This is a genomic window from Pseudomonas juntendi (assembly GCF_009932375.1).
GTDB classification, from domain to species: domain Bacteria; phylum Pseudomonadota; class Gammaproteobacteria; order Pseudomonadales; family Pseudomonadaceae; genus Aquipseudomonas; species Aquipseudomonas juntendi.
The window spans coordinates 1-9,958 of record NZ_BLJG01000284.1 but is presented as its reverse complement, the minus strand read 5'-3'; the positions used below and the strand labels follow the sequence as shown (position 1 = coordinate 9,958).

At 64.6% G+C, this 9,958-nt stretch carries 11 protein-coding genes; 5 read left to right on the top strand and 6 right to left on the bottom strand.

Annotated elements, in window-relative coordinates; genetic code table 11:
* Nucleotides 1-101 precede the first annotated feature (101 nt).
* Both GYA94_RS24560 and GYA94_RS24555 read left to right on the top strand, forming a co-directional pair.
* Entirely contained in the window at nucleotides 102-1,664 is a 1,563-nt protein-coding gene (locus GYA94_RS24560) for a bifunctional aminoglycoside phosphotransferase/ATP-binding protein (RefSeq protein ID WP_161893286.1), read from the top strand.
* A 238-nt stretch (nucleotides 1,665-1,902) separates the two neighbouring features.
* Nucleotides 1,903-2,181, top strand: a complete 279-nt coding sequence (locus GYA94_RS24555; protein WP_029886419.1) for a TfoX/Sxy family protein — start codon at nucleotides 1,903-1,905, stop codon at nucleotides 2,179-2,181.
* 180 nt (nucleotides 2,182-2,361) lie between these two features.
* On the opposite strand, the gene GYA94_RS24550 is transcribed toward GYA94_RS24555, so the two are convergent.
* The 4 genes from GYA94_RS24550 to GYA94_RS24535 are packed head-to-tail and all read right to left on the bottom strand — an operon-like array spanning nucleotide 2,362 to nucleotide 5,983.
* A complete protein-coding gene (locus GYA94_RS24550; protein WP_161893285.1) occupies nucleotides 2,362-3,246 on the bottom strand; it encodes a ChaN family lipoprotein in 885 nt (294 codons plus the stop codon).
* Nucleotides 3,247-3,297: 51 nt separating this feature from the next.
* Entirely contained in the window at nucleotides 3,298-4,065 is a 768-nt protein-coding gene (locus GYA94_RS24545; RefSeq protein WP_009685378.1) for a heme ABC transporter ATP-binding protein, read from the bottom strand.
* Nucleotides 4,065-5,048: a FecCD family ABC transporter permease gene (locus tag GYA94_RS24540; RefSeq protein WP_161893287.1), complete on the bottom strand. Its 984-nt coding sequence runs from the start codon at nucleotides 5,046-5,048 to the stop codon at nucleotides 4,065-4,067. The genes GYA94_RS24545 and GYA94_RS24540 overlap by 1 nt, the downstream gene beginning before the upstream one ends.
* Before the next feature lie 50 nt (nucleotides 5,049-5,098).
* Nucleotides 5,099-5,983, bottom strand: a complete 885-nt coding sequence (locus tag GYA94_RS24535) for a heme/hemin ABC transporter substrate-binding protein (RefSeq protein ID WP_110679072.1) — start codon at nucleotides 5,981-5,983, stop codon at nucleotides 5,099-5,101.
* 147 nt (nucleotides 5,984-6,130) lie between these two features.
* On the opposite strand from GYA94_RS24535, the gene GYA94_RS24530 reads away from it, so the two are divergent.
* Nucleotides 6,131-6,448: a Rieske (2Fe-2S) protein gene (locus GYA94_RS24530; protein WP_161893284.1), complete on the top strand. Its 318-nt coding sequence runs from the start codon at nucleotides 6,131-6,133 to the stop codon at nucleotides 6,446-6,448.
* On the opposite strand, the gene sfsA is transcribed toward GYA94_RS24530, so the two are convergent.
* On the bottom strand, nucleotides 6,438-7,151 hold the full coding sequence (gene sfsA / locus GYA94_RS24525) for a DNA/RNA nuclease SfsA (protein WP_161893283.1): 714 nt from the start codon (nucleotides 7,149-7,151) through the stop codon (nucleotides 6,438-6,440). The genes GYA94_RS24530 and sfsA overlap by 11 nt on opposite strands.
* Nucleotides 7,151-8,323 carry a pyridoxal phosphate-dependent aminotransferase gene (locus GYA94_RS24520; RefSeq protein ID WP_110679069.1) on the bottom strand — a complete coding sequence of 391 codons (1,173 nt, stop codon included), beginning with the start codon at nucleotides 8,321-8,323 and terminating at the stop codon, nucleotides 7,151-7,153. Before GYA94_RS24520 ends, sfsA begins: the two co-directional genes overlap by 1 nt.
* 210 nt (nucleotides 8,324-8,533) lie before the next feature.
* On the opposite strand from GYA94_RS24520, the gene dksA reads away from it, so the two are divergent.
* A complete protein-coding gene (dksA, locus tag GYA94_RS24515) occupies nucleotides 8,534-8,980 on the top strand; it encodes an RNA polymerase-binding protein DksA (protein ID WP_009685370.1) in 447 nt (148 codons plus the stop codon).
* A 63-nt stretch (nucleotides 8,981-9,043) separates the two neighbouring features.
* Nucleotides 9,044-9,931: a tRNA glutamyl-Q(34) synthetase GluQRS gene (gene gluQRS, locus GYA94_RS24510; protein ID WP_161893282.1), complete on the top strand. Its 888-nt coding sequence runs from the start codon at nucleotides 9,044-9,046 to the stop codon at nucleotides 9,929-9,931.
* The last annotated feature ends 27 nt before the right edge of the window (nucleotides 9,932-9,958 follow it).

Below are 9,958 nucleotides of genomic sequence, written 5' to 3'. Positions count from 1 at the left end.
CGCACTTTGGAAAGACTGGGCAGGCGGCCCGGCGGTAGGCAGGGATGGCACCATTGACCATAATGATGCATTCGAATTCCCTGCCCCCGGAAGGATTTGCCGTGAGCCAAGCTCTTATCACTGCGTTGCAGACCCCCGCCCTGTACCCCCACCCCGTGGACGGGTTCCAGCTCATCGAGACGCATATCTCCTGGGTGCTGCTGACGGGCGAGTACGCCTACAAGATCAAGAAGCCGATGAACTTCGGCTTTCTCGACTTCACTGGCCTGGACCAGCGCCAGCATTTCTGTAACGAAGAATTGCGCCTGAACCAGCGCCTGACCGACGGCCTGTACCTGGACGTTTTGCCGATCACCGGTAGCGCCGATGCGCCGCAGCTCGCCGGCGAAGGCCAGGCCATCGAATATGCACTGAAGATGCGCCAGTTCCCCCAAGGCCAGATGCTCAGCACCTTGCAGGCCAATGGCGAACTGAACGCCACGCACATCGACCAGATGGCCCGGCAGATTGCCGAATTCCACCTGCAGGCTCCGCGGGTACCGGTCGAGCACCCACTGGGCACGCCGGAGGCCGTCATGGCGCCGGTGGAGCAGAACTTCGAGCAGATTCGCCCGTTCCTCAGCGACAAGGCCGACCTGCAACAGCTAGACGCCCTGCAAGCCTGGGCACGCAGCAGCTTCGAGCGCCTGCATGGCCTGCTGGAAAAACGCAAGGCCAATGGCTTCATTCGCGAATGCCACGGTGACATTCACTTGGGCAACGCCACGCTGATCGATGGCCAGGTGGTGATCTTCGACTGCATCGAATTCAACGAACCGTTCCGCCTGACCGACGTCTACGCCGACACCGGCTTCCTGGCGATGGACCTGGAAGACCGCGGCCTCAAGTGCCTGGCCCGGCGCTTCATCAGCCAGTACCTGGAACTGACCGGCGACTACGAGGGCCTGGAGCTGCTCAACTTCTACAAGGCCTACCGCGCACTGGTGCGGGCCAAGGTCGCCCTGTTCAGCATGCCGGCCAATGCCGATGGCGTGCAGCGTGCCACCACCCTGCGCACCTACCGCAACTACGCCAACCTGGCAGAAAGTTACAGCGCTATCCCTTCGCGCCTGCTGGCCATCACCCACGGTGTATCGGCAGTGGGCAAAAGCCACGTGGCCATGCGCATGGTCGAGGCCCTGGGCGCGGTGCGCGTGCGTTCCGACGTAGAGCGCAAGCGCTTGTACGGCGAACAGCAGCAGGCTGAGGCCACCCAGCTCAGCACCGGCATCTATGCCGAGGAGGCCAGCACTGCCACTTACCGGCGCCTGCACGAAGTCGCCGCGACCGTGCTGCGGGCAGGGTTCCCGGTGGTGCTGGATGCCACCTACCTCAAACGCGAACAGCGCCAGGCTGCGGCCGAGGTCGCCAGCCAGACTGGCGTGCCGTTCCTGATTCTGGACTGCCACGCGCCGGACGCGGTGATTGCCAGCTGGCTGGAGCAGCGCCAGGCCGAGAACAACGACCCGTCGGATGCCACCCTGGAAGTGGTCAAGGCGCAGCAGGCCAGCCGAGAGGCGCTGGATACGCAGGAGCTGGCGCAGAGCACCCACGTTGACACCCAGACGGCTGGCAGCATGGACCAGGTGATCGAGCAGATTCGCCAGCGTCTGCCTGGCTTGTAAGCTAGCCGGTTTCCTGGGCCGGCCCTTCGCGGGCTCGCCCGCTCCCACTGGTAAACCACAGCCCTTGAAGGCTGCGCCGAACCTGTGGGAGCGGGCGAGCCCGCGAAGAGGCCGGCAAAGGGCGTCTCATCGTCCCGATGGCAAAAAGCCGCGTATTCCCCAACCCCCGCTACACTCCTCTCTGACCTGCTCGCGATTTATCTCCCCATGACCCGTTCAGCCATCGCAAGGAGGCTCGATGAACGATGAATTGCAGCATCTGAAAAACCTTGGCAAGACCTCTGCGCAGTGGCTGCATGCGGCCGGCATTCACAGTGCATCGGATCTGCGCCGCCTGGGTGCGGTGGGTGCATACCAGGCCGTGAAGACGCGAGGGTTTCGCGCATCGAAGGTGCTGTTGTATGCCATAGAAGGCGCCCTGCTGGATATGCACTGGAACGATTTGCCACTCGAACGCAAAGAAGCCCTCAACCAACAACTGGATGCGAAAACCCCCGCGCAAAAAAATCCAAAATAAGCGCGAAAAGGGGATTGACGGCTAAATGAGAATTGTTATGATTATCACAACTGGTCGCGAGACTGGTTGGATAAGCTAAGAGCCCCTGGTTCGGACTCTCAGATTATCTCCTCATCAGGCTAATCACGGTTATTGACCCGGCAATTTGCCGGGTCTTTTTTTGCCCAAGGTTCTCATGTCTTATCGTTTCAGCTGCGCGCAATAATCCTGCTCTGGCGTCGCCGCCGTGTACCACACGTAATCGGCCTCACCTGCTTGAACCTTCTCGCCCACCTCGGCCAGCATCAGCACCTTGCTCGCACCCTGCGCACCCAAGTCACTCAGGTGCAACGGCACGCCCAGGTCCTTGCGCACGTGATAGGCCCCGGCAAACAGCAGTGCCGGTTGCGGCGCCGTCAGCAAGCGCTCGGCCATGCGCCGGTCACGCTGCTGCTGCACGGCCAGCATCGCCGGTAGCTGGCTTTCCGGCAGCATCCCGCAATGCCCGGTGCGTACCTGCTGCAGCAAGCTCGCCCTGACGGTCGCGGCATTGGATTTCTCGCCCGCCAATGGCGCCGGCTGCCGGTAGGCCTGGCGCATTTCACTTGGGGAAAGGTTGGCGGCCAACAGCGGGATCTGCTGTTGCAGGGCTGCACGCACGATCGGCCCGTACAACTGCCAGTCCCAGCCCTCCTGCCACGCCAGTGCCTTGGGCAAGTCTGTCGGCAAGGGTTGCCCTTTGAGCCTGTCCACCCGCGGCTGCTGTTCAGGTTGCAGCATCTCCAGCAATAGGCTGCCCTGGGCATGCTGGCTCTGCAGGGCGTGCAGCAACCACACTTGCAGTGCGTGGTGGTCGGGATTGTCATGTTTTTCGCCGACCAGTACTCGCGGTGCGGTAGCCAAACGCTGCACCAGTTGGTCCGGGCTGATTACCTGCCCGCTGCCGAGATCGACCACCTGCCCAAGCTGGGCATGCGTGCGCCCTTCGGTGCTCTGCCAGGCAGGCAACGGTGGCAGGCTGGCCTGGCAGCCGCCCAATACCAGTAACATGCACAGCGAAAAACCGGACAACAGCGGGTGTCGCATTGGCAGAAGCTCCATGGGTAGCGGCCGCTCACGACCACGATCGGGCCGGCTTTAACGGGTAATGATCAGCGGGTGGCCACGCTCAGGATGTGCCTGCACCAGCACGTCGATCCCGTACACGGCTTTCAACGCTGCCGGCGTCAGCACCTGTTCAGGCGAGGCAAAGGCATGGCAACGCCCCTGCTCCAGCAACAGGATCCGGTCACAGTAGCGCGCCGCCAGGTTCAGGTCATGCAAGATCACCAACACCGCGGCGCCGCGGTCGGCAAAGCGGCGCACAGCCTCCAGGGTAGTGTGCTGGTGCAGCGGGTCGAGCATCGAGGTGGGCTCATCGAGCAACAAGGTAGTGCCCTGCTCCCCCGGCCACAACTGCGCCAGCACACGGGCAAGGTGCACGCGTTGCCGCTCGCCGCCGGACAACGCCAGGTAACTGCGCCCTACCAGGTGCCAGGCATCTGCTGCCTGCAACGCCGCTTCGACAATTTCGGCGTCGCGCCGCTGCCCGGTGCCGTGCGGCATGCGGCCCATGGCCACCACTTCCTCGACGCTGAACGAAAACCCCAGGCTCGACACCTGAGGCAATACGGCCAGGCGCCGGGCCCGCTCTTGTCCAGGCCAATCACCGAGGCCGCGCCCCTGCAACGTCACCCGCCCACGGTCTGGCACCAGCTCGCCACACATCACGCCCAACAGGCTGCTCTTACCCGCGCCGTTGGGGCCGAGCACGCCCACCACTTGGCCGGGGGGCAATTGCAGATCAATGTCATGCAGCACCTCGTTGCTGCCCCGCCGCAAGTGCAGGCCCTCGGCATGCAACATCAGCTGCGCCCTCGCACCAGCAGGAACAGAAAGAACGGCGCCCCGACAAAGGCCGTGACAATACCGATCGGCAACTCGGCAGGTGCCAGCAGCAGCCGTGCCGCCAGGTCGGCAAACAGCATGAGCACACCGCCAGCCAGCAGCGAGGCTGGCAACAACACCCGGTGATCCGGCCCGGCCAGCAAACGCACCAGGTGCGGCACCACCAGGCCGATGAAGCCGATCAGGCCGGCAGCCGCAACAGCCGCACCCACCCCAAGCGCCGTGCAGAACACCAGTTCGCGCTTGAGCCGCTCCACATCAACGCCCAGGTGGCGGGCCTCGGATTCCCCCAAAAGCAAGGCATTCAGCGCTTTGGCCCGCCGTGGCAGCCACAGTGCCACACCCGCCGCCACCAGCAATAACGGCCATAGCCGGTCGTAGCTGGCACCGTTGAGGCTGCCCAGGTTCCAGAAGGTCAACGTACGCAACGTGGCGTCATCGGCCAGGTACGAGAACAGCCCCACCACCGCGCCGCCCAGTGCCGTCATCGCGACCCCGGCCAGCAGCATGGTGGCCACGTTGGTCTGCCCATCGCGGCGGCCCAGGCGGTAGACCAGCGCCGTCACGCCAAGGCCCCCGACAAAGGCACAGAACGACAGCAAATAGGGTGCAAAGGCCTCTGGCAGGCCGCCGAACCAGGCCCCGCCGACAATAGCGAGCGCCGCGCCCACGGCCGCCCCGGCGGCCACCCCGACCAAACCCGGATCGGCCAGCGGATTACGGAACAACCCCTGCATGGCGACCCCGGACAACGCCAGCACCGCGCCCACTGCCAGCCCAAGCAAGGTGCGCGGCAGACGGATCTGGCCGAGGATCATTTCGGCCTGCTGCAAGCCGTCGGCGGTAACGGGCAGGCCCATCAACCGCAGGCCCGCGCGCAGGGTATCGAACAGCGGCAGGCTGACCGGCCCCAGCGCCAGCGACAGCCACACCGCCAGCAGGCACAGCAGGCTCAGGCAAATGAACAACGTACGTGGCTGGACCCGCTGGTTCATTGTGCGAAGCTGGCCTTGGCTGCCGGGTAGAAGGTAGCTGCCAGTGATTGCAAGGTCGCCGGCAGGCGCGGCCCAAGCCCACCGACCAGCAGCGTGGGGTCAAGCGATACCAGGCGTTGCCCACGCACGGCACGCGAAGCCGCCAGCGCCGGGTTTTCTTTCAACAAAGCCTGCAGCGCCTGCTCATCGGCCAGCGCCCGGTCGGAAAACACGATCACATCCGGGTCCAGGGCAGCCAATGCTTCGTTCGAGAACTGCTTGTAGCCCTGATGCTCTGCCAGGTTGCGCCCACCGGCCTGGCCCAGCAGCCAGTCACCGGCGGTGCCACGCCCGGCGATCAGCGGCTTGGCCCCAGCGTGCCCGACCAGCAGCAACACCCCGGGTGCCTTGTGCTGCGCCTGGGCCTGCTGGACCTTGGCCTGCAAGGTTTGCAGTTGCTGATGGTAACCCGCGGCCAGCGCAGTGGCCTGCGGTTCTGCACCCAGCAGTTGCCCCAACTGCTTGAGGTTGCTGTCTACCGCCGCCAGCTCGGCCTTGCTGGAAAACAGCTCGACACGCACACCGGCCTTGCGGATTTGCGCCAGTACCGGCGGCGGGCCCATTTCTTCGGTACCCACCAGCACATCCGGGCGCAGGCTGAGCACGCCCTCGGCCGACAGCTGGCGCTGGTACCCCACGCTGGGCAGCGACTTCAACGAAGCTGGGTGCTGACTGGTCGTGTCCACCCCCACCAGCCGCGCTTCACCACCCAACGCGCATATCCACTCGCTCAGCGCGCCGCCGGCGCTGACCCAGCGTTGCGGCAGGTCTGCCGCCAGGGCCTGGCTAGAGAGCACAAGGCTTGCACACAAGGCGAGCAAAGCGACGGGACGACGCATCATCGGGTTCCTTCTGAAGGCGAGCTGCACGCCTTGTGGCGAGCGGCGGAACTGCGCACCATGGGAAGCCGGACGCAGCGAATGCGGGCAATTTGATAATTATTCGCATTGACGCGTCAAGCCATCATCTGTTTCACGAGTCGTACTGCCATGCATTTTCTCTGTACCTCATCCAGCCTGGCCGAGGGCCAGACACGCGCCTTCAGCGTAGACGGCCTGCAACTGTTCGGCGTGCGCCGCCAGGGCCAGGTCTACCTGTACCGCAACCGCTGCCCACACAAGGGCATCCCGTTGAACTGGGCACAGGAGCGGTTTCTCGATGACAGCGCGAGCCTGATCCAGTGCGGCCATCACGGCGCCCTGTTCCTGATCGAGAGCGGCGAATGCGTGGCCGGCCCCTGTGACGGTGAGCAGTTGCAGGCCCTGGGCTGCCATGAAGATACCCAGGGCGTCTGGCTCAAGGGTTGAGCAGCACCGGCAAGCGGCGGTCGATGACGATACCCTGCGGATCCAGGCGCGTGCCGTATGCCAGCACTTCCACCCCGCCCGCCACCGCAGCACGCAACGCCTGAGCGTAAGCGGCATCGATCTCCTCGGCAGGGCGCACCGCGTCGATGCCGGTCAGGTTGACGCAATACAGTTGCACCGCCCGTATGCCTTGGCTGGCCAGCTTCGCCAGCTCGCGCAGGTGCTTGGCCCCGCGCTGGGTCACCGCATCGGGAAACGCCGCAACCGGGCTATCGGGGTAGCCCAGGGTCACGCTCTTGACCTCGACGTAGGCCGGGGCACCGTCGAACTCCAGGCGGAAGTCGATGCGGCTGCCCTCCTCGCCATACGCCACCTCACGCCTGAGTGCCGTGAACCCGACCAGCTCGGCGATCGTACCGGCGCGCAGCGCCTCTTCCACCAGGGCATTGGCCCGCCCGGTATTCACGCACGCCAACCGGCCCTGTGGGGTTTCGCTGATTTCCCAGGTGCCCGGCAGTTTGCGCTTGGGGTCGTTGGAGCGGCTGAACCACACCAGCCCGCCTTCACGCATGCAATTGAGCATGGAGCCAGTATTCGGGCAGTGGATGGTCAACTGCTCGCCGCTGGCCAATTCGATATCGGCCAGGAACCGTTTGTAGCGGCGCAGCAGGCGGCCGTGTTCGAGTGCAGGTGAAAAAAGCATCAGCCTTGCCAGCTCCGCAAGCCACGGGCAATGCGATGCACCGCCTCCTCCAGACGCGGCAGGCTTTGCGTGTAGGCAAAGCGCACATGGTGCCCGGCCAGGTGGCGACCGAAGTCCAGGCCCGGGGTGAAGGCCACGTGTTCGGTCTCCAGGAAATGCCGACAGAAGGCAAACGCATCACCGCCATAAGCGCTGATATCGGCATATAGATAGAACGCCCCCTGCGGCTCAACGGCAATGCGGAAACCCAGCTCGCGCAGCGCCGGCAGCAGGTAGTCGCGGCGGCGGGCAAATTCGGCGCGACGCTGTTCGAAGATGGCCAGGGTTTCGGGCTGGAAGCACGCCAGCGCAGCATGCTGTGCCATGCTCGGCGCACTGATGTACAGGTTCTGCGCCAGTTTCTCCAGGTCGGCCACGGCCTGCGGTGGCGCCACCAGCCAGCCAAGGCGCCAGCCGGTCATACCGAAATACTTGGAAAAACTATTCAGGACGAACGCCGAGTCATCCACTTCCAGCACGCTGGGCGCATCCATGCCGTACGTCAGCCCATGGTAAATCTCGTCGACTACCAAGTGGCCGTGCCGTTCACGGGTGGCCTTGGCCAGGCTGGCCAGTTCGGTACGGCCCAGCACCGTGCCGGTCGGGTTGGCCGGCGAGGCGACCAAGGCGCCAACGGTATCCTGGTCCCAGTAGCGCTGCACCAGGTCGGCGGTCAACTGGTAGTTCACCTCCGGGCCGACCGGTACCAGTTGCGCCCCGCCCTCTACCAGGCGCAGGAAGTGGCGGTTACACGGGTAGCCCGGGTCAGCCAGCAACCAGTGCTTGCCGGGGTCGACCAGCAGGCTGCTGGCCAGTAACAGGGCGCCTGAGCCGCCTGGGGTAATGAGAATGCGCTGCGGGTCGATGCTCAGGCCATAGCGCTGTGCATAGAACCCGGCTATCGCTTCGCGCAGCGCCGGCAGGCCGCGTGCGGCGGTATAGCGGGTGTGGCCGGCGGCCAGCGCGGCCTGGCCCGCAGCCACAATCGGTGCTGCGGTGGTGAAGTCCGGCTCGCCGATTTCCAGGTGGATCACGTCGTGGCCGGCCGCCTGCAGCTCGTTGGCCCGCGCCAGCAGTGCCATGACATGGAAAGGTTCGATGGCGCGGCTGCGCGCGCTGTAGGGGTGGGCCATGACCTTCTCTCAATAGCGGCTAAACTGAAGATTCTAACTGCGTAAGCAATCGAACGTACCGCTCAGGCCGGTGTCTGTTAGCAGGATCGGGCGGGCTAGCGCACCCCCGATCTATCTGGTAAGTTCGGCGGCTCGCAGTCGCAGGGCCGGCGGTCGCCGGAGATGGAGCATCCTGCGCATTGGATCAGATGAGTGAGAGGCGGTCTATTCATGTCCACCGTAGAAAAGCAAAAAACCGGTCAGACCATGTACGGTGTCGAGCCTTACGTAGAGTCCAAGGGTGAAGAATACATGGGTGAGCCCATGAAAAAGCACTTCACCAAGCTTCTCGGCGCCTGGAAGCAAGAGCTGATGACCAGTGTGGACCGCACTGTGGATCACATGAAGGACGAGGCAGCCAACTTCCCCGACCCGGCCGACCGTGCCAGCCAGGAAGAAGAATTCGCCCTTGAGCTGCGCAACCGCGACCGCGAGCGCAAGCTGATCAAGAAAATCGACAAGACCCTCGACAAGATCAAGGCCGACGAGTACGGCTGGTGCGAGTCGTGCGGCATCGAGATCGGCCTGCGCCGCCTGGAAGCCCGCCCTACCGCCGACCTGTGCTTCGACTGCAAGGAAATCGCCGAGAAAAAGGAAAAAACGGTCGGCAAAGGCTGATCTTTCTTCCAACCGAACGGGGCGCATCATGCGCCCCGTTGCATTTATATACCCAGCCAGACCATGACCAACTCCAGCTACATCGGGCGCTTTGCCCCCACCCCCAGCGGTTTCCTGCACTTTGGCTCACTGGTGGCTGCCCTCGCCTCCTGGCTGGATGCCCGCGCCGTCGACGGCCGCTGGCTGCTGCGCGTGGAAGACACCGACCCGCCCCGGGAAATGCCCGGCGCCCGTGACGCCATCTTGCAAACCCTCGAACGCTACGGCCTGCACTGGGACGGCGAAGTGGTGTTTCAAAGCCAGCGCCACGACGCCTACGCCGCCGTGGTCGACCGCCTGTTCAACATGGGCCTGGCCTATGCCTGCACCTGCTCGCGCAAGCAACTGGAGGCCTATGGCGGCATCTACCCAGGCCTGTGCCGTAACGCTGGGCATGCGCGCGAGGGCGCGGCGATCCGCTTGCGGGTGCCAGAGCTGACCTACCGTTTCAGCGACCGCGTACAGGGTGCTTACCAGCAGCACTTGGGCCGCGACGTGGGCGATTTCGTGATACAGCGCCGCGATGGCCTGTATGCCTACCAGCTGGCCGTGGTACTGGACGACGCCTGGCAAGGTGTCACCGACATCGTGCGCGGTGCCGACCTGCTCGACAACACCCCGCGCCAGTTGTACCTGCAAGAGCTGCTGGGCTTTTCGCAGCCGCGCTATCTGCACATACCGCTGATCGTGCAGCCGGACGGCCACAAGCTTGGCAAGTCATACCGTTCGCCGCCGTTGCAGGCCGAGCAGGCGACGCCGCTGTTGTTGCGGGCGTTACGGGCGCTGGGGCAGGCGACTGACCCGCAGTTGCTGCTGGCAACGCCGGCTGAAGTATTGGCCGTGGCCCGCCAGCAGTGGCGGCCCGAAGCGATTGCGCAGCGCACGACGGTGCCAGAGGCTGAACTGCGCTGAGGCCTTGCCGGCCCTATCGCAGGCAAG